General features: G+C 71.8%; 19 protein-coding genes. 4 read left to right on the top strand and 15 right to left on the bottom strand.

What is annotated here, in order from left to right; genetic code table 11:
• Window positions 1–112: 112 nt before the first annotated feature.
• Window positions 113–988 carry a trypsin-like serine protease gene (locus tag MZC64_RS35475; RefSeq protein ID WP_247760415.1) on the top strand — a complete coding sequence of 292 codons (876 nt, stop codon included), beginning with the start codon at window positions 113–115 and terminating at the stop codon, window positions 986–988.
• A 58-nt stretch (window positions 989–1,046) separates the two neighbouring features.
• Here the strand turns inward: MZC64_RS35475 and MZC64_RS35470 are convergent, their stop codons facing one another.
• Window positions 1,047–2,090, bottom strand: coding sequence for a methyltransferase (locus MZC64_RS35470; protein ID WP_247760878.1), 1,044 nt, complete (start codon window positions 2,088–2,090; stop codon window positions 1,047–1,049).
• Window positions 2,091–2,181: 91 nt separating this feature from the next.
• Here MZC64_RS35470 and MZC64_RS35465 point away from each other — a divergent pair, with 91 nt between their 5' ends.
• Both MZC64_RS35465 and MZC64_RS35460 read left to right on the top strand, forming a co-directional pair.
• Complete coding sequence (locus MZC64_RS35465; RefSeq protein WP_247760416.1) at window positions 2,182–2,742, top strand: GNAT family N-acetyltransferase; 561 nt, start codon at window positions 2,182–2,184, stop codon at window positions 2,740–2,742.
• A gap of 56 nt (window positions 2,743–2,798) precedes the next feature.
• Window positions 2,799–3,278 (top strand): VTT domain-containing protein, encoded by a 480-nt coding sequence (locus MZC64_RS35460; protein ID WP_247760880.1) that lies wholly within the window; start codon window positions 2,799–2,801, stop codon window positions 3,276–3,278.
• 48 nt (window positions 3,279–3,326) lie between these two features.
• On the opposite strand, the gene MZC64_RS35455 is transcribed toward MZC64_RS35460, so the two are convergent.
• The 11 genes from MZC64_RS35455 to MZC64_RS35405 all read right to left on the bottom strand — a co-directional run bounded on the left by MZC64_RS35455 (window position 3,327) and on the right by MZC64_RS35405 (window position 14,750).
• Window positions 3,327–3,767 carry a hypothetical protein gene (locus MZC64_RS35455; RefSeq protein ID WP_247760417.1) on the bottom strand — a complete coding sequence of 147 codons (441 nt, stop codon included), beginning with the start codon at window positions 3,765–3,767 and terminating at the stop codon, window positions 3,327–3,329.
• Window positions 3,764–4,549, bottom strand: a complete 786-nt coding sequence (dapB, locus tag MZC64_RS35450) for a 4-hydroxy-tetrahydrodipicolinate reductase (protein WP_247760418.1) — start codon at window positions 4,547–4,549, stop codon at window positions 3,764–3,766. The genes MZC64_RS35455 and dapB overlap by 4 nt, the downstream gene beginning before the upstream one ends.
• On the bottom strand, window positions 4,546–5,808 hold the full coding sequence (locus MZC64_RS35445) for a pitrilysin family protein (RefSeq protein WP_247760882.1): 1,263 nt from the start codon (window positions 5,806–5,808) through the stop codon (window positions 4,546–4,548). Before MZC64_RS35445 ends, dapB begins: the two co-directional genes overlap by 4 nt.
• Before the next feature lie 113 nt (window positions 5,809–5,921).
• Window positions 5,922–8,177 carry a polyribonucleotide nucleotidyltransferase gene (locus tag MZC64_RS35440; RefSeq protein ID WP_247760419.1) on the bottom strand — a complete coding sequence of 752 codons (2,256 nt, stop codon included), beginning with the start codon at window positions 8,175–8,177 and terminating at the stop codon, window positions 5,922–5,924.
• 284 nt (window positions 8,178–8,461) lie between these two features.
• A complete protein-coding gene (gene rpsO, locus MZC64_RS35435; RefSeq protein ID WP_185008807.1) occupies window positions 8,462–8,731 on the bottom strand; it encodes a 30S ribosomal protein S15 in 270 nt (89 codons plus the stop codon).
• A gap of 133 nt (window positions 8,732–8,864) precedes the next feature.
• Window positions 8,865–9,344 (bottom strand): 2'-5' RNA ligase family protein, encoded by a 480-nt coding sequence (locus MZC64_RS35430; RefSeq protein ID WP_247760420.1) that lies wholly within the window; start codon window positions 9,342–9,344, stop codon window positions 8,865–8,867.
• Window positions 9,345–9,385: 41 nt separating this feature from the next.
• The gene (locus tag MZC64_RS35425) at window positions 9,386–9,865 is read right to left on the bottom strand and encodes a helix-turn-helix transcriptional regulator (protein WP_247760421.1); all 480 of its coding nucleotides are present in this window, start codon (window positions 9,863–9,865) and stop codon (window positions 9,386–9,388) included.
• 125 nt (window positions 9,866–9,990) lie between these two features.
• Complete coding sequence (locus tag MZC64_RS35420; protein WP_247760422.1) at window positions 9,991–10,950, bottom strand: bifunctional riboflavin kinase/FAD synthetase; 960 nt, start codon at window positions 10,948–10,950, stop codon at window positions 9,991–9,993.
• Window positions 10,951–10,998: 48 nt separating this feature from the next.
• Entirely contained in the window at window positions 10,999–11,907 is a 909-nt protein-coding gene (gene truB, locus MZC64_RS35415) for a tRNA pseudouridine(55) synthase TruB (RefSeq protein WP_308301103.1), read from the bottom strand.
• Between the two features lie 11 nt (window positions 11,908–11,918).
• Window positions 11,919–13,256: a nitrate/nitrite transporter gene (locus MZC64_RS35410; protein ID WP_247760423.1), complete on the bottom strand. Its 1,338-nt coding sequence runs from the start codon at window positions 13,254–13,256 to the stop codon at window positions 11,919–11,921.
• Between the two features lie 180 nt (window positions 13,257–13,436).
• On the bottom strand, window positions 13,437–14,750 hold the full coding sequence (locus MZC64_RS35405) for an MATE family efflux transporter (protein WP_247760424.1): 1,314 nt from the start codon (window positions 14,748–14,750) through the stop codon (window positions 13,437–13,439).
• Between the two features lie 72 nt (window positions 14,751–14,822).
• On the opposite strand from MZC64_RS35405, the gene MZC64_RS35400 reads away from it, so the two are divergent.
• Window positions 14,823–15,347 (top strand): CGNR zinc finger domain-containing protein, encoded by a 525-nt coding sequence (locus MZC64_RS35400; protein WP_247760425.1) that lies wholly within the window; start codon window positions 14,823–14,825, stop codon window positions 15,345–15,347.
• Window positions 15,348–15,863: 516 nt separating this feature from the next.
• Here MZC64_RS35400 and MZC64_RS35395 read toward each other — a convergent pair.
• The 3 genes from MZC64_RS35395 to MZC64_RS35385 form a co-directional block, all read right to left on the bottom strand.
• Window positions 15,864–16,859 carry a bifunctional oligoribonuclease/PAP phosphatase NrnA gene (locus tag MZC64_RS35395; RefSeq protein WP_247760426.1) on the bottom strand — a complete coding sequence of 332 codons (996 nt, stop codon included), beginning with the start codon at window positions 16,857–16,859 and terminating at the stop codon, window positions 15,864–15,866.
• A gap of 126 nt (window positions 16,860–16,985) precedes the next feature.
• Window positions 16,986–17,495, bottom strand: coding sequence for a 30S ribosome-binding factor RbfA (rbfA, locus tag MZC64_RS35390; RefSeq protein WP_247760427.1), 510 nt, complete (start codon window positions 17,493–17,495; stop codon window positions 16,986–16,988).
• Between the two features lie 36 nt (window positions 17,496–17,531).
• Window positions 17,532–17,831: a DUF503 domain-containing protein gene (locus MZC64_RS35385; RefSeq protein ID WP_247760428.1), complete on the bottom strand. Its 300-nt coding sequence runs from the start codon at window positions 17,829–17,831 to the stop codon at window positions 17,532–17,534.
• Window positions 17,832–17,957 lie beyond the last annotated feature (126 nt).

Raw genomic sequence — 17,957 nt, 5'->3', positions numbered from 1 at the left:
CACGGTCCCTCCGAAGGGATCCGCTCCTCGCGCCGCGCTCGCACACTCAGCTCTGCGGCCAGGTTACCGCCGCCGCATCCCTGTGCGTGACCATCCCTGCGAAGGACCCACCATGCGAGGAACGACCAAGCTCCTGCGCGCCGCCGTGCTCGCCCTGTTCGTCTGCGCGACCGCAGCCACCACCAGTCCAGCCGCCACCGCCACCCCGGGCACGACCGCCGCCGCCACCACCGCCGCCACCACCGCCGAGTCCACCACCCCTGGCTCCACCACCGCCGGCTCCACCACGGCCGCCGCGGACAACGCCACCATCGCCCACCCCCTGGCCCCCGACGCCGCCGCCCCGCCAGCCGCCGGCGACGCCGAGCCGTTCATCGTCCGCGGCGGCACCGTCACCCAGAACATCCCCTGGATCGTCTCGCTGGCCTACAACGGCAGCCACACCTGCACCGCCTCGATCATCGCGCCGCGCTGGGTGCTCACCGCGCGGCACTGCACCCAGCGCCCGGTCGCCAACTTCACCGTCCGGGTCGGCTCGCTCAAGCGCAGCAGCGGCGGCCAGACCGCCAAGGCCACCCGCCTGGTCAACTACAGCGGCCGCAATGACGTGAGCCTGGTGCAGCTCGACCGGGACATCAACACCACCTACTCGCGGCTCGGCGCGGCAGGCTCGGTGCGGGTCGGATCCGCCGACACCATCTACGGCTGGGGCGCCGACAAGTCCGACTGGTCCGGCCCGCTGCCGGAGAACCTCAAGTTCGCCACCGGCAGTGTCGCCTCGCTGGGCTGCGCCGGGGACAACACGCTGATCTGCGTGCGCAACAACGGCGAGGTCGCCGGCGGCGACTCCGGCGGTCCGATCATCGTCAACGGGGTGCAGGTCGGCGTGTGCTCGATCGGCCACAAGCCGACCCAGAACGACGGGTTCGGCGGCTACGCCGACATCACCGGACTCCGCACCTGGATCAAGCAGATCTCCGGAGTGTGACCCACACGACTTTTCGTCACGGTGACGGACGCGGGCCCGCGTCCGTCACCACCCCGGCTCAGGCGGCCTGCGCCTCCAACAGGCGCAGCGCGGGCGAGCCCGGCAGCGGGTGCACCCCGACGAGGACCAGCCCACTGTCGGTGAACACCCGGGCGAACTCGGCCAGCGTGCGCTCCCGGCCGGGAGTGAGCACGAGCATCTGGATATCGCTCATCGCCGCGTGCAGCCCGCCCGCCCCGGCCGGATCCTCGGCGACCACCGGTTCGACCACGAGCACCCGGCCGTCCGGGCGCATCGCGGCGCGGCAGTTGCGCAGGATCCGCACCGAGTCCGCGTCCGACCAGTCGTGCAGGATGCTCTTGAGCAGGTACCCGCCCGCGCCCTCGGGCACCGAGACGAAGAAGTCCCCGGCCTGGGTGTCGGCGCGGTCGGCCACCCCCGCCGAGGCGAACACGCCAGTCGCGGCGCCGACCACGGCCGCGGTGTCGAAGACGGTGCCGCGCAGTGCCGGGTAGGCCGACAGCAGCGCGGCGAGCAGGGTGCCGTCCCCGCCACCGACGTCGATCAAGGTGCGCAGCGGCCCGAAGTCGTAGGCATTGACCACCGCGGGCACGACCACCCGGGTCGAGCCCGCCATCACCCGGTGGAAGGCGGCCGCGGCGGCCGGATCGGCGTCCAGGTGCCGGAACAGCCCATGGCCGTGCACGTGGTCGAAGGCGGTCTCGCCGGTGCGCACGGTGTGGCCGAGTTCGGTCCAGGCGTGGCTGAGCACCGGGTCGAGAGCGAGGTCGACGGCGCCGCGGGCCGAGCCGGGCACGTCGGCGCGCAGGTACTGGCCGAGGTCGCTGAGCCGCAGCACGCCGTCGTGCTCCTCGATCAGCCCGAAGGCGATCAGCAACCGGCTCAGGCGGTGCAGCGACGGCTCGTGCGATCTCGTCGCGGTCGCGAGTTCGGCGACGTCCCGGGGGCGCTCGGCGAGCAGTTCGGGCAACCGCAGTTCGAGGACCACGCGCAGCACGTGTGTGTAGGCGAAGCCGTAGGCGATCGGCAGCAGCTCGCCGGGCGAACGCGGCGCGACGGCGGAGTTCTCGGTGTCGGGCACCTCGGTCAAGACAACCCCCAGGAGTGTGACGTTGCTTTGGCTAGCCTTGCCTAAGTTATATCGCGGCAGGCAACCGGCTAGGTTGTCTCGCATGGCAGACGCCGCCGTCCGGCCCGCACTCCCCACTGACGCCGCCGAGATCGCCCGCATCCAACAGGTCACCTGGCAGTCCGCGTATGCGGCGATCCTGCCCGCCGAGGTGCTGGCCGGGCTGGATGTCGAGGAGACCGAACGGCTGTGGCTGGAGGCGGTCACCACGGGCCCGGCCACGGTGCTGGTGGCCACCGAGGGCGAGTGGGTGGTCGGCTTCTGCGCCGCCGGTCCGGCCCCCACCGAGGAGATCGCCGCCGCGGACGGCGCGCTGCCGGTGGACGCCGATTCGACCGCGTTGGTCAGCGTGCTGCTGGTGGAGCCCCGCTGGGGCCGCCGCGGCCACGCCGGCCGCCTGCTGGCCACGGCCGCCGCCCGGCTCCGGGAGCAGGGCGCCCAGCGCGGGGTGACCTGGGTGGCCGAGGCGGACCAGGCGTCGCTGAAGTTCTTCCGCTCCGCGGGCTGGGACACCGACGGCACCATCCGCACTCTGGACGCCGGTGGCAGGCCACTGCGTGAACTCCGGCTGACGGGTTCTCTGGAGTTGTCCCTGGTGGAGTAGGTCGCCGCAGCTCACGGGTACGCTGGCGCCCGACGAGGCGGGAGCGCGGTGTGCTGATGTGGTTGGCGCTGAGCCTGGGCATGGGCATCGCGTCGGCGCTGATCCCCATCATCGTGCTCGAGGCGTATGTGCTCGCCGTGGTGCTGGCCCAGCCGCAACTGCCCTGGTGGGCGATGGGTCTGGTAGTGGCCGTCGGCCAGGTGGCGGGCAAGCTGCTGTACTTCTACGCGGGCCGCGGCGACATCACCCTGCCGAAATTCCTGCGCCGCGAACGCGATCCGGACCGCCCCAAGGGCAAGTGGAGCCAGCGCGTGGAGCGCTTCCGCGAGGTGTGCGCCCGCCGGCCGGGCTGGTCGTACTCGGTGATGTTGCTGAGCGCGACCGCGAGCGTGCCGCCCTACGCCGCGATCGCGGTGATCGCCGGGGTCGCCCGGGTGTCCCTGCTGAACTTCGTCTCGGCCTGCCTGATCGGCCGCTTCGCCCGCTTCGCGGCCCTCGCGGCCGCACCGGCTCTGGTCAGCGGCTGGCTGCTCTGAGACCGGAGGGCGCGCGCAAGCCCCAGTGGCCGGGCGCTACCCCAGCGGTCAGGTGTTGCCCAGCTCGATGGCCTTGCGCATCGCCTCACGCGCCCGCCGCCGGTCCCCCGCGATGTCATAGGCCTGCGCGAGCTTGAACCAGCCGCGCCAATCCGCCGGCGCCGCGTCCACCTCGGCTTTGCGTTCGGCGAACCAGGCGTCCGCCGCGTCTCGTTCCACCCGGCCCGACGGTCGTCGCGGCAGGTCGCTGATGTCGGGCAGTTCACCGGCCTCGTCCAGTCGACGGGCCAGCGCCTCCGTGCGGCTGCCGAACCGCAGCTCGGCCAGGACCATCCAGGCGCCCAGGATCGGCAGGATCAGGATGGCCAGGCCCAGGATGAAGGCCACGGCGGTGCCCGAGGTGACCAGGGTGTAGGCGCGTTCGGCCAGTAGCACCAGGTACACCGCGAGCACCGCGGTGAGGATGTAGGCGACTCTGCGGGCGTTCACAGGTCGAGCAGGGATTCCAGGCCGAGGGTCAGGCCGGGGCGGGTGCGCACCGAGCGGATGCCCAGCAGGACACCCGGCATGAAGGAGCTGCGGTCCAGCGAGTCGTGCCGGATCGTCAGCGTCTCCCCCGCCGTGCCGAAGAGCACCTCCTGGTGCGCGACCAGGCCGGACAGCCGGAGCGAGTGCACCCGGATGCCGTCGACGTCCGCGCCGCGCGCGCCGTCCTGCTCCTGCGTGGTGGCGTCCGGGATGGACCCCATGCCCGCCTTGACCCGGGCCGCGGCGACGAGCTGGGCGGTGCGGTACGCGGTGCCGGAGGGCGCGTCGGCCTTGCGCGCGTGGTGCAGCTCGACGATCTCCACCGACTCGTAGTACTTCGCGGCCAGCTCGGCGAAGCGCATCGACAGGATCGCGCCGATGGCGAAGTTCGCCGCCACCAGCACGCCCAGCTCCGGCTTCTCCCGCAGCCAGCCGCGGATCTCGTCCAGCCGCTGATCGCTGAAGCCGCTGGTGCCCACCACGCAGTGGATGCCGCGTTCGACGCAGAAGCGGAGGTTGTCCATCACCGCGCTGGGGTGGGTGAAGTCCACCACCACCTCGGCGCCCGCGTCGCCGACACCGGCCAGCCAGTCGCCCTCGTCGACCATGGCGACCAGTTCCATGTCCCGCGCGGCGTCCACCGCGCGGCACACCTCGGCGCCCATCCGGCCGCGTGCGCCGAGCACCCCGACGCGAATCGGCTCCTCGGCGCCGGATCCCGCTGGCTGGGCAGGGGCCGTCATGCGATCACCTCGTGCACTTCGGTGGGCAAATCGTCGGCAGAAGCGTACGGCCCCACCACCGCGGCGCTGAGCGGGCGGGCCAACAATTCACGTGCGAGTTCGGCCACCTGCTCGGCGGTCACCGAGTCGATCCGCGCGAGGGTCTCCTCCACGGTCAGGTGATCGCCGTAGTTCAGCTCGCCCTTGCCGATGCGGGACATCCGGGAACTGGTGTCCTCCAGACCGAGCACCAGCCCGCCGCGCAACTGCCCCTTGCCCCTGGCCACCTCGGCGGGCCGCAGCCCGTCCTTGGCGATGCCGGTCAGCACCGAACGCACCACGCCCGCGACCGCGCCGAGCCGCTCCGGCTGGCACCCCGCGTACACCGCGAGGTGCCCGGTGTCGGCGTAGGCGGCGACCGAGGAGTACACCGAGTACGCCAGCCCGCGCCGCTCCCGGACCTCCTGGAACAGCCGGGAACTCATCCCGCCGCCCAGTGCCGCGTTGAGCACGCCCAGGGCGAAGCGCCGGTCGTCATGCCGGTCCAGCGCGGGCACGCCGAGCATCAGGTGCGCCTGCTCGGTGTCGTCCTCGCACAGCACCAGCTTCTGCCCACGGATGATCTCCGCGGTGCCGACCCGCGGCGGCAGCGGCGCCGGGTTGCCGGTCAGGCGGTCGCCGAGCGCGACCTGCGCCAGCTCCAGCACCTGCTCGTGCCGCACGTTGCCGGCCGCGGCCAGCACCATCCGGGGCAGCGTGTAGTTGTCCCGGTAGAAGCCGTAGAGCGCGTCCCGGCTCATCGCGGTGATCGACTCCTCGGAGCCGAGCACCGGCCGCCCCAGCGGATGGTCGCCGAGCATGGCCGTGCAGAACGCCTCGTGCAGCAGGTCCTCGGGATCGTCATCGCGCATGGCGATCTCTTCCAAGACCACGCCGCGCTCGAGTTCCATGTCCGCGTCGGCGCACACCGCGTCGAAGACCACGTCACCGACCAGGTCCACCGCCAGCGGCAGATCCGCGTCGAGCACGTGCGCGTAGTAGCAGGTGTGCTCCTTGGCGGTGAAGGCGTTCAACTCGCCGCCGACCGCGTCGATCTCCTCGGCGATCTGCACCGCGTTGCGCCGCTTGGTGCCCTTGAACAGCAGGTGCTCCAGGTAGTGCGCGGCACCCGCGACCTCCTGTGGCTCGTCCCGGGAGCCGATGGCCACCCAGATCCCCACGGACGCCGAGCGCACCCCTGGCAGTTGTTCGGTGATCACCCGGAGGCCGCCCGGCAGCATGGTGCGCTGCACTGCGCAGTCCTCCGAGGTGCGCTCCAACACCTCGGTCACAAAGCCCTCCGATACGGCGCAGGGGGCGCCGGAAGCGCCCCCTGCCCTGTTGTTCTGCGACGTCACGCGTCAGCCGGCTCCGGGGTGGCGGCACCCTCGGTGCTCGCCTCGGCGCCGGTGTCGGCCTTGGCGGCGTCTTCCTCGTTCACCACGACGAGGCTGATCTTGCCGCGCTGGTCGATGTCGGCGATCTCCACCCGGAGCTTGTCACCGACCTTGACCACGTCCTCGACCTTGTTGATCCGCTTGCCGTTGCCCAGCTTGGAGATGTGCACCAGGCCGTCCTTGCCCGGCAGCAGCGAGACGAACGCGCCGAAGGCCGCGGTCTTGACCACGGTGCCCAGGAAGCGCTCGCCGACCTTCGGCAGCTGCGGGTTGGCGATGGCGTTGATCATGTCGATCGCGGCCTGGGCGGACGGACCGTCCGCGGCCCCGACGTAGATGGTGCCGTTGTCCTCGATGGAGATGTCGGCGCCGGTCTGGTCGGTGATCGAGTTGATCATCTTGCCCTTCGGCCCGATCACCTCGCCGATCTTGTCGACCGGGATGGTCACCGAGGTCACCCGCGGGGCGTACGGGCTCATCTCGTCCGGGCGGTCGATGGCCTCAGCCATGACCTCCAGCAGGGTGAGCCGCGCGTCGCGGGCCTGGTCGAGCGCGCCGGCGAGCACGTCGGAGGGGATGCCGTCGAGCTTGGTGTCCAGCTGGAGCGCGGTGATGAACTCCTTGGTGCCCGCGACCTTGAAGTCCATGTCGCCGAAGGCGTCCTCGGCGCCGAGGATGTCGGTCAGCGCGACGTAGCGCGTCTTGCCGTCGACCTCGTCGGAGACCAGGCCCATGGCGATGCCCGCGACCGGCGCCTTCAGCGGCACACCGGCGTTGAACAGCGACATGGTGGAGGCGCAGACCGAGCCCATCGAGGTGGAGCCGTTGGAGCCCAGCGCCTCGGAGACCTGGCGGATCGCGTAGGGGAACTCCTCGCGGGTGGGCAGCACGGGCATCAGCGCCCGCTCGGCCAGCGCGCCGTGACCGATCTCGCGACGCTTGGGCGAGCCCACCCGGCCGGTCTCACCGGTGGAGTACGGCGGGAAGTTGTAGTGGTGCATGTAGCGCTTGTGCGTCTCGGGCGAGAGCGAGTCGATCTGCTGCTCAAGGCGCAGCATGTTCAGCGTGGTGACACCCAGGATCTGGGTCTCGCCGCGCTCGAACAGCGCGGAGCCGTGGGTGCGCGGGATGACCGCGACCTCGGCGCCGAGGCTGCGGATGTCGCTGACGCCACGGCCGTCGATGCGGACCTGGTCGCGCAGGATGCGCTGGCGCACCGACTTCTTGGTCAGCGAGCGGAAGGCCGCGCCGATCTCCTTCTCCCGGCCGGCGAACTCGGCGTCGGCGTCGGGCACGAGCGAGTCGAGCACCTTGACCTTCAGCTCGTCCAGCCGGGCCTCTCGCTCCTGCTTGTCCGCGATGGTCAGCGCCTGGGTCAGGTCGGCGGCGGCAATGCCCTCGACCGCGGCGAAGACGTCGGCCTCGTAGGCGAGGAAGACCGGGTAGTCGGCGGTGGCCTTGGCGGCGTCGGCGGCCAGCTCCTGCTGGGCCTCGCACAGCGCCCGGATGAACGGCTTGGCGGCCTCCAGGCCGGCCGCGACGATCTCCTCGGTCGGCGCGGCGGCGCCACCGGCGACCAGCTCGATGGTCTTGTCGGTGGCCTCGGCCTCGACCATCATGATCGCGACGTCGTCACCGACGATGCGGCCCGCGACGACCATGTCGAACACGGCGTTCTCGAGCTGCTCGTAGGTCGGGAAGGCGACCCACTGGCCCTCGATCAGGGCGACCCGGGTGCCACCGATCGGCCCGGAGAAGGGCAGACCCGCGAGCTGGGTGGACGCGGAGGCGGCGTTGATCGCCAGCACGTCGTACAGGTCGGTCGGGGCCAGGCTCATCACGGTGACGACGACCTGGATCTCGTTGCGCAGGCCGTCCACGAAGGACGGGCGCAGCGGGCGGTCGATCAGCCGGCAGGTGAGCACCGCGTCGGTGGAGGGACGGCCCTCGCGGCGGAAGAACGAGCCGGGGATGCGGCCCGCGGCGTACATGCGCTCCTCGACGTCCACCGTCAGCGGGAAGAAGTCGAGGTGGTCCTTGGGGTGCTTGGACGCCGTCGTGGCGGAGAGCAGCATGGTGTCGTCGTCCAGGTAAGCGACGACACTGCCCGCGGCCTGACGGGCCAGGCGGCCGGTCTCGAACCGAACGGTCCTGGAGCCGAACTTCCCGTTGTCCAGAACAGCGGTCGATTCGTAGATCTCGACATCGGTCACGTGGTTACTCCTCTTTGGTTCTCTCTGTGTAGGGCCACCACGCGGCTGTCCCGGCGGAAGTGTCGCGACGAATGTCTGCCGGTCTTCGATCGAAGCTCCCGGGCATCCTGCCCGGGAACCACTACCGAGGACCGGCGTCCGCACTTCCGCTGCCTGGGACGGCGCGGGCCCCTGTGGGTTCTGGCTGGCTTTCTACTGCATCCAGCCTGTTCGCGCCCGGTCTGCGGGACGCGATCGGGATGAACCGAGGGGGAGCGGCTCGGCCGCTCCCCCTCGGTGTCAACTCATCGGCGCAGGCCGAGGCGAGCGATCAGCGCTCGGTAGCGCTCGATGTCGCTCTTCTTCAAGTAGTCGAGCAGGCGACGACGGCGGCCGACCATCAGCAGCAGCCCGCGACGCGAGTGGTGGTCGTGCTTGTGGGTCTTGAGGTGCTCGGTGAGCCCGCTGATGCGCTTGCTCAGCAGGGCGACCTGCGCCTCCGGCGAGCCGGTGTCCGACTCGTGGGTGCCGTACTCGCCGAGGATGGTCTTCTTCTGGTCAGTGGACAGTGCCACGCGTGTTACTCCTGTATTTCGCTCGTTCCGTGCGGACCCCTCGCCGATCCGGCGGGGGTTGGACGGTGCCGGCCGCCACGGAACGCAGCCGGACCCAAAGATTGAGGGTAGCAGCCGTTCGGCGCAGTGCGTCTCAGCCGGTCAGGGCGAGCCGCGCCACAGAGTGATAGCTGGGACCACGCGGGGTCCGGTCACTGCGGACCAGATCTACCTCCGCTGGCGTCCACCACGGCCCAGTGTAGTCGGCCAGCCGGGTGGTCAGCGAACGCATTTCCGGACGGTCCCCGGCGAAGCGCAGCAGGGTCAGGTGCGGGGTGTAGCGCTCCGGGTCGGCGCCCGCGGCCACCGCGAGCGCGCGCAGCGCGGGTTCGTCAGCCGGGCTCGCGTACTGGATCCCGGCCCACAGCACACCGCGGAACTCGCCCCAGCCGCCGATCCGCAGTCGCGGCGCGCGCAGTCCGGGCAGCGCTCCGGCCAGGGCGCGGGTCCGGTCCTCGATCGAGTCCGGGCCGTGGAAGCACAGCGTGAGGTGCCACCGTTCGACGGGCTCGGCGCGCGTCCCCGGGCCGAGCCCGTCGAGCGCGCCGATCCCGTCGGCGAGATGACCGATCACCTCGGCCGGCGGCCAGAGCGCGGTGAACAGCCTGGCCTGGCTCAGGACTCCTCCGCGGCCCGCCGCAGCAGATCGGCCAGCGCCGGGTAGCGACCGGCCAGCAGATCGGCCGCGCCGCTGAGTTCCTCGGCCACCGCCAGATCGCGCAGCCGGTTGAGCGCGGTCTGCTCGGCGCGGCCCTCGTCCACCGGCAGGGTGTCCATGCTCACCTTGGGCCGGGAGTCGCGGACCTGCACCAGCGCCTCGTCGATGGCGGCCTTCTCACCCGCGGCGACACCGGGGGTCAGCACCCGCCGCTCCAGCATGACCATCCGGGCGAGCACCGAGGGGTTGCCGATCTTCGCCCGTCGTCCGCTCATGACCTGGCTGAGCATGGGCGCGCTGATGCCGAGCACGTCGGCCAGCTGCGCCTGGGAGATGTCGTAGGCCACCACGAGCCGCCGGACCCGGTCTCCCAGCGGTTCGCCGTACCACTCGCGCTGCAGCGCGAGGTTACGCTGGACGATCTTCTGTTCCTCCACTGCTATTGCACTCCCAGTTGGCTCGGTCCCCGGCGACCTGCGTTCAGCGGCTTGAATCCTGCCAGGTCGGACAGCCGGGACCGGCACGAACCGCCGAGGCGTTCGCAAGTGCACCCGCGGTGGGTTCACTCGTTCGTGAGCAGCTTCCGCGTCTCCGCGACGTCCAGGTGCATTTGCGCGATGAGCGCGTCGACGTTGTCGTAGCGTTCGGTGGCGCGCAGCCGGTGCACGAAGTCCAGCGCGACGCGTTCGCCGTAGAGGTCCTCGTTGATGTCGAGCACGTAGGCCTCCACCCGGCGCTCCCGCCCGGAGAAGGTCGGATTGGTGCCCACCGAGATGGCCGCCGGCAGCGAGCGCACCTGTCCGGGCACCCCGTGGCTGACGTGGCCCACGTGCACCAGCCGCCCCGCGTACACACCGTCGGCCGGCACCGCGGAATGCAGTTGACTGGAGAGGTTGGCGGTCGGGAAACCGAGCAGCCGGCCACGCTGGTCACCGCGCACCACGATGCCCTCCAGCCGGTGCGGCCTGCCCAGCGCGGCGGCCGCGGCGTCGACGTCACCGGCGTCGATGCAGGCCCGGATGTAGGTGGAGGAGAAGGTGACCGAGTCCTCGGCGAGCAACCGCACGCCCTCGGCGACGAACCCGAACCGCGCGCCCAGCGAGCGCAGCAGCTCGACGTCCCCGGCCGCGCGGTGGCCGAAGCGGAAGTTCTCCCCGACCACCACCGCGGCCACGTGCAGCCGCTCGACCAGCAGTTCGTGCACGAACTCATCCGCGGGCACCCGGGAGATGTCCGGGCTGAACGGCAACACGCAGAACACGTCCACGCCGAGCTGCTCGACCAGGTCGGCCCGCCGCGCGAGGGTGGTCAGCTGGGCCGGATGACTACCGGCCCGGACCACCTCGGACGGGTGCGGGTCGAAGGTCATCACCACGCTCGGCAGGCCGCGTTCCTTGGCCAGTTCCACGGCTCGGGCGATGAGTTGCTGGTGACCGCGGTGCACCCCGTCGAAGACCCCGACGGTCAGCACACAACGTCCCCAGCCTCCAGGCAGGTTGTCCAGTCCGCGCCAGCGTTGCACGAGGCGAGCCTACGTGGCTCGGTGATCGTCAGCCGGACTGGGCGATGCTCAGCCGGAGGGCGCGAGCACGACGAGCGGCTTGGCCCGGCCGGCGTTGTCCTTGGCGAGCGCGATCACCTTCCCGGAGGGCGCGAACACCCCGTAGGTGCCGTCGATGCCCGCCGCGGGCAGCGCGCCGCCGTGCGCGAGCGCGGAGGCCGCGCTGGCGTCGACGTCGCGACGCGGGAAGGCGGCGGCGACCGCGGCGTCCAGGTCCAGGCTGAGCTGCGGTTCCTCCTCCAGCTGCGCCAGCGTGCGCGCCACGGCCAGGCCGAACGGGCCGACCCGGGTGCGGCGCAACGCGTTGAGGTGGCCGCCGACGCCGAGTTCGCGGCCGATGTCGCGGGCCAGCGCACGCACGTAGGTGCCGGAGGAGCACTCGACCAGCACGTCCAGGTCGGTGAACTCGCCCTCGCGGCGCAGGTTGAGCAGGTCGAAGCGGGCCACGGTGACCGGCCGCGGCTCCAGCACGACCTCCTCGCCCGCGCGCACCCGCGCGTAGGCCCGCTGGCCGTCGATCTTGACCGCGCTGACCGAGCTGGGCACCTGCAGGATGTCGCCGGTGAGCTTGGCGATCTCCGCGCGCACCGCGTCCTCGGCCACCGCACTGGCGTCGGCGGCCGAGGTCACCTCGCCCTCGGCGTCGTCGGTGGTGGTGGCGGCGCCGAGGCGGATGCAGGCGAGGTAGGCCTTGGTGTCCAGGGCCAGGTGGCCGAGCAGCTTGGTGGCGCGTTCGATGCCGAGCACGAGCACGCCGGTGGCCATCGGGTCCAGCGTGCCGGCATGCCCGACCTTGCGGGTGCCCATGATCCGGCGCACCCGCGCGACGACGTCGTGGGAGGTCATCCCGCTCGGCTTGTCCACCACGACGAGACCGGGTGGCACGGGGGGACGTGAGGCGCGTTCAGCTCGGGTCACGAGGCGCGATCCTAGGCAGCGGCGGGCACGGGCACGGCGGCGAGGTCGTCCCAGCGCCGCGCGCGCAGCTGGACCGGCACCTCCTCGCCCCTGGCCGCGGCGGCGAGCACGACCGCGCGGGCACGTCGCCACCACACCGCGGTCCGCCAGGTGCCGAAGAGCAGCACCAGCAGAATCGCCGACAACGCGACCTGGAACTTGGCCGCCGGACCCAGTGGCGCGGCCACCTCCAGCAGCAGTCCGACGCTGAGCGCGGCGACCGTGGTCGCGCTGAAGCCACCCACGTTGACCAGCCCGGTCGCGGTGCCGACGGTGCGCAGCGAGTTGTAGTCGCGGGCCAGCGCGAAGGCGACCGTGGAGGCCGGTCCGCCCAGCGAGAGCACCACCAGCGCGATCACGACCAGCGCGATCGGCGGTTGCCCACCGGGCCAGCCCAGCAGCACCACCCAGGTCAGCACGGCGGCGGCGAGGAAGCCGACGACCAGCGGCATGCGCAGTTCGGGACGGCGGCCGATGAGCGCGCCGAACAACGGCCCGCCGACGATCGCGCCGATCACCAGCACCCCGAGCATCGCGCTGGCCACGTGCGGGCTCAGCCCCTGCGCCTCGGTCAGGTACGGGAAACCCCAGAGCAGGCCGAGCACGGCCGGGGCGAACATGGTGGAGAAGTGCACCCAGAAGCCGAGCCGGGTGCCCGGGATCCGCCAGGCCGCGGCCACCGAGCGACCGACCGAGCGCAGCGGCACCGGGTCGGCGGCCGGGACGGGCGCACCCTCGGGCACATCCCGCAGCCTGGTGCCGGCCAGCGCGGCGTAGGCGGTGGTCAGGCCGCCGCCGATGAGGAAGGTCAGGGTCCAGCCAACGTTGTCCAGCAGCATGGTCAGCGGCATGGTCGAGGCCAGGTTGCCGGCTCCACCGAGCGCGGCGGAGATCGAGACGACCACGGCGTACTTGCGCGCGGGGAAGTGCCCGGCGATCAGGCGGAGCAGGCTGACCCAGGTCATCGCGTCACCGCAGCCGAGCACGGCGCGGGCGGAGAGCGCGAGCGGGTAGGAGTCGGCGAGCGCGAACAGCATCTGTCCGGCGCCGATGAGCATCGCTGCCGCGGTGAGCACCCGTCGCGGCCCGAAGCGGTCGACCAGCAGGCCGGTGGGGATCTGCATGGCGGCGTAGACGCCGATCTGCAGCACGGTGAAGACACCGAGCGCGGCCGGACCGACGCCGAAGCGCTCGGCGGCCTGGGGTCCGGCGACCCCGAGCGAGGTGCGGTGGAAGACCGCCGCCACGTAAACGATTACCGCGATGGACCAGACCAGCCACGCCTGACGGCGGGCACGCTCGGCCGACAAGGAAACCCTCCAAAGAACAGCAGAAAACAGTGAGATATGAGGTCGGAAAGGGTGCGGCCGACGCTGGCCCACCTTAGACATCGGATGATCACCCGTAAGCGTTATCAACCCGAGACGTGGCCTGGCCCACAGGCATGCGCGAACCGGCCCGGAACGGCTCCGCCACAGGTCAGCGACGTGTCAGTCCCGCACGGCGCCCACCACTGCCCAGCGCCCGCTGCCCGCCCGCCACAACACCGCGACGAGCCGCAACACCATGAACGCGCTGAGCCCGGTCCAGATTCCGAGCAGCCCCCAGCCGAAGACCATCGACGCCCACACCAACGGCAGGAAACCGAGCGCCGCCGACAACAGGGTCGCGGTCCGCAGGAACGCCGCGTCCCCCGCCCCTAGCAGCACCCCGTCCAGCGCGAACACCACGCCCGCCACCGGCTGCAACGCCACGAAGAACCACCACGCGTGCGGCACCTCGGCGAGCACTCCGGCATCCGGCGTGAACACCCCCGGCAGCACCCCGGACACAGACGCGAACAGCACCCCGAGCGCGATCCCGAACACCAGCCCGTAGCGGATCATCTGCCCCGCCAGCGCCTTCGCCCGCTCCGCCCGCCCCGCCCCCAGCTCGGCCCCGACCAGCGACTGCGCCGCGATGGCCAGTGAGTCCAGCACCAACGCCAGGAACGTCCACAGCTGCAACACCACCTGGTGCGCCGCTGCGGTCGCCGCCGAGGTCCGCGCCGCCACCGCAGCCGCGGAGACGAAACACGCCTGGAAGGCGAGACTGCGCAACACCAGGTCACGTCCCAGCCCGAGCTGCGCGAGCATGCCCCGCCAGTGCGGCCGCAACGGCACCCGCTCCACCGCCAGCGCCCGCAGGAACAGCACGGCCGAGATGGCCTGGGCGAGCACGTTGGCGATCGCTGAGCCCTCCAGCCCCCACCCTTCGAACTCGCCGAGTCCGTGCACGAACACCGGGCAGATCACGGCGGAGAGCGCGTTGCCGAACAGCACGTACCGCATCGGCCGCGCGGTCTCCTGCACCCCGCGCATCCACCCGTTGCCGGACATCGTGACCAGGATCAACGGCGCCCCGAACAACGCGATCCGCAACCAGGAGACGGCGGAATCCGCGACCGGCCCCTCCCCCGCCAGCACTCGCGCCACCGGCCCCGCGAACACCTGCCCGACCAGCACCAGCCCCGCACCCAGCAACAACGCCAGCCAGGTCGCCTGCACCCCCTCGGCGACCGCGTCCGCCCGCCGCCCCGCGCCGTGCAACCGGGCGGCGCGCGCGGTGGTCCCGTAGGAGAGGAAGGTCAGCTGCGTCGAGACCTGCGCGAGCACCACGCCACCCACCGCGAGCGCGGCCAGCGGCACCGCGCCGAGCCGCCCGACCACCGCCGTGTCGACCAGGAGGTACAGCGGTTCCGCGGCGAGCACCAGCAACGCGGGCAACGCCAGCGAGAGCACCCGCCGCAACGGCACCTGGTCCACGGCAACCTCCCGGTAAGGTGCTGTTAGCTATTTGACCCCTGACGCATGGCAGCGTAGACGTAAGGACCGACAATGGACAACGCCGATTACCTCGACGTAGCCCTCCGCCTGGCCAACGCGAGCTTGGCCGACCTAGCCGACCTCCGCGCCGCCCTGCACGACGAGCCCTGGTGGGCCGACCGCACCACCGAGACGGACCTGGATGCCCTCCGCACCGTCGCCACCACCCTCCGCCAGGCCCTGGACGCCGCGGTCAACGACGACGCGGACGCCGTCCTGACCACCGTGAACACCCTGCTGGCCACCCACCCGCCCCGCCCCCGCCTGTCCGGCCACAGCAGTGGCGAAGCCCCCAACTGGCACATCCACGTAGCCGAACCCGACGCCCCACCCGCCCAGGAAGTAGCCGCGGCCGCGGCCTGGGGCCTGGCCCAAGCAGTCGTCCGCCACGGCCTGGACCGCTGGGGCCACTGCGCCGCCCAGGACTGCGCCACGTACTTCGTCGACACTTCGACGAATCGCGCCAAACGCTTCTGCTCGGCTCGCTGCGCCAACCGGGTTCACGTGGCCGCGTTCCGCGCACGGCAACGCACCTGAACAGCGTGGACACCCGAGCTGCGGTTGGTCAGTGAGCCATCTCGTCCAATCGGGTTTCGGCTTGCCAATCGCGCCAAGTTGGGTACCGCTCGCACCCACGTCCAGCGGTCCTGGTCCGCATCAACATCGGGCGTACGGCGGCAACGTGGTCGAAGCGACTGCCACTGAGCGTGCGATCCGTGCAGGCACCACAGTCGCACCCACGTTCGAGCGCACTCCGCCACCGCGCACCGCGCACCGCGCACCGCGCACCGCGCACCGCGCACCGCGCACCGCGCACCGCGCACCGCGCACCGCGCACCGACTGGAGGCAACCTGCCCTAGCTCGGCGTAATTCCTGCCTTCCGCTCGTCCACACGACACGCTGTGTCCCACAGTGGCGTTCTCGCGTTCGGCTCCACAAACCACGGCGGCAGCCAGGTCCCGGCCTTCTCGCTCGCCGCGTCCGTCCCGGTCGCGACTGGGCCCCGTCGCGACCGGGCCTGGTCGCCGCTGAACTGGGCGTGCCTGGGCCGGCTACAGCAGCGGGGCCGCGTTGAGCGCCGCGCGCACCTCGTCGAGCACCTCGTCCAGTGCGCCTCGCATCGTGCAGCCGGCCGCCAGCCGGTGTCCGCCGCCGCCCAGTGCTTGGGCCGCCGCGCCCACGTTGACCCGGCCGACCGCGCGCATGGACAGCGACCACTCCTGGTCGCCGATCTCCTTGAACACGACCGCCACCTCGGCTTCCGCGGTGCTGCGCACCACGTCGACGACGCTGTCCACGTCCTCGCTGCGCAGGCCGGCCACGTCGCGCAACCGCACCGCCGCGTGCACCAGCCCGAACCCGCGGGCGCCGTCGGGTTCCAGCCGGGCACCGCCCAGGACCGTCGAGAGCATGCCCAGCCAGGCGAAGGGGTGGTTGTCCATCAACGGGCGGGCTGTGGCTTCGGCGTCCACTCCTGCCGCGAGCAGGCGGGCGGCCAGTTCGTGGGTGTGCGGGCGGGCGCGGCGGAATGAGCTGGTGTCGGTCACCAGGCCGGCGTAGAGGCAGCGGGCGATGTCGGGGTCCGGGGCGATGCCCATTTCGTCCAGGAGGCGCAGGACCAGGACTGTGGTGGACTCGGCTCGGTCGTCGACGATGTGATGGGTGCCGTAGCGGGTGTTGGAGGCGTGGTGGTCGATGACCACGACCTGGCCACCCGCGGCGATGATCTTCGGGACCCGTTCGCCCAGCCAGCCGAGGCGGGCGAGACTGCCGGTGTCCATGGCGACCAGCACCGGTGGTGACTCGGGCACCTGCGATGGCGGGACCAGCAGCTGCTCGGTGTCCAGTGCGACCAACGCGTCTGGTGCGCGGTCCGGGGTGGAGAAGGACACCCGGACGGTCTTGCCCAGGCGGTGCAGGGCAAGACCGAGGGCCAGGGCGCTGCCCAGGGCGTCGGCGTCCGGGTTGACATGTCCGAGCAGGGTGACGTCGGTGGCCTCAGCCAGCAGCCGGGCGGCCGCCGCCACCTCGAACTCGAGTGGGGCCACCGCTCCACGTTCGCCGGCCAGGGCGCTCACCTCCGCGACAATCCTGCTGTTGTAGCTGACCTCAAGGGGTCAGCCTCGCCCACAACCCCAGGTCACGTCCATGCCTTCCGGCGATATCCGGGCTGTTCAGCGGTGGCGAAGCTCACCGTCGGCCGGCTCGGCGGCAGCCGCCTCGGCCGGGCCCTCGGCTTCGTCCTCGTCCGCCTCGCGCGGTGCGCGGTACGGGTCGGCGTCACCGGCGGGGCTGGCGCCGGAGGCGATGCGCGCGACCTCGGCGTCGGCTTCCCTGGCCTTGGCCAGCAGCTCGTCCATCTGCCGTGCGGTGTCCGGCACGGTGTCGGCGATGAAGGCCAGGGTCGGGGTGAACCGCACCCCGGTGCCTTGCCCGACCAGCGACCGGAGCACACCGGTCGCGCTGGCCAGGGCGGCCGCCGCGGCGGCGAGGTCCGGCGGTGCGTCCACGGTGTCGCCGAGGACGGTGTAGTACACGGTGGCGTCGCGCAGGTCTCCGGTCACCTTGGCGTCGGTGATGGTCACCTTCGCCAGTCGCGGATCCTTGATCTGGTGCTCGATCGCGGAGGCCACGATCTGGGCGATCCGCTTGGCCAGCCTGCGGGCGCGGGCCTGGTCGGCCACGGCGCTCACTCCCTTTCTCGGGTCTTGCCTGTCTTGTTACTCGTCGTCGTCCGGTCCATGCACGCGCCGGCGCGCCGACAGCAGCTCCAGCTCGGGGCGCCCGGCGACCATCCGCTCACAGGCGTCGAGCACATCCCGAATGTGCCCCGCGTCCGCGGCCACCACGGCCACCCCGACGAGGGCACGGCGATGCAGGTCCAGATGTCCGGCCTCAGCGGCGGACACCTCGAACTTGCGGCGGATCTCCGCGATCACCGGACGGACCAGCGACCGCTTCTGCTTCAGCGACTGCACGTCGCCGAGCAGGATGTCGAGTTCCAGCGACCCGACGTACAAATGGCATCACCAGTGGGTAAGTCGATGGGCGCGGGCCCCGGCCCCCCCGGGGGGGGGGCCGGGCCCCCCCCCCCCCCCCCGGGCCGCGGGGCCCCCCCCCCCAAAGGGGCCAGGGGTTGCGCGCCC

The sequence above is a fragment of the Crossiella sp. S99.2 genome (assembly GCF_023094165.1).
Lineage (GTDB): Bacteria > Actinomycetota > Actinomycetes > Mycobacteriales > Pseudonocardiaceae > Crossiella.
Note: the sequence above shows the minus strand (reverse complement) of the source record. Positions and strands in the feature narration are given on the sequence as shown.

Bases quoted from the DNA above. Each gene is read 5' to 3' on its own strand.
- MZC64_RS35400 (WP_247760425.1), top strand. From the start codon at position 14,823: ATGGACAACGCCGATTACCTCGACGTAGCCCTCCGCCTGGCCAACGCG.
- MZC64_RS35465 (WP_247760416.1), top strand. From the start codon at position 2,182: ATGGCAGACGCCGCCGTCCGGCCCGCACTCCCCACTGACGCCGCCGAG.
- MZC64_RS35460 (WP_247760880.1), top strand. From the start codon at position 2,799: ATGTGGTTGGCGCTGAGCCTGGGCATGGGCATCGCGTCGGCGCTGATC.
- MZC64_RS35445 (WP_247760882.1), bottom strand. From the start codon at position 5,808: ATGCTGCCGGGCGGCCTCCGGGTGATCACCGAACAACTGCCAGGGGTG.
- dapB (WP_247760418.1), bottom strand. From the start codon at position 4,549: ATGACGGCCCCTGCCCAGCCAGCGGGATCCGGCGCCGAGGAGCCGATT.
- MZC64_RS35475 (WP_247760415.1), top strand. From the start codon at position 113: ATGCGAGGAACGACCAAGCTCCTGCGCGCCGCCGTGCTCGCCCTGTTC.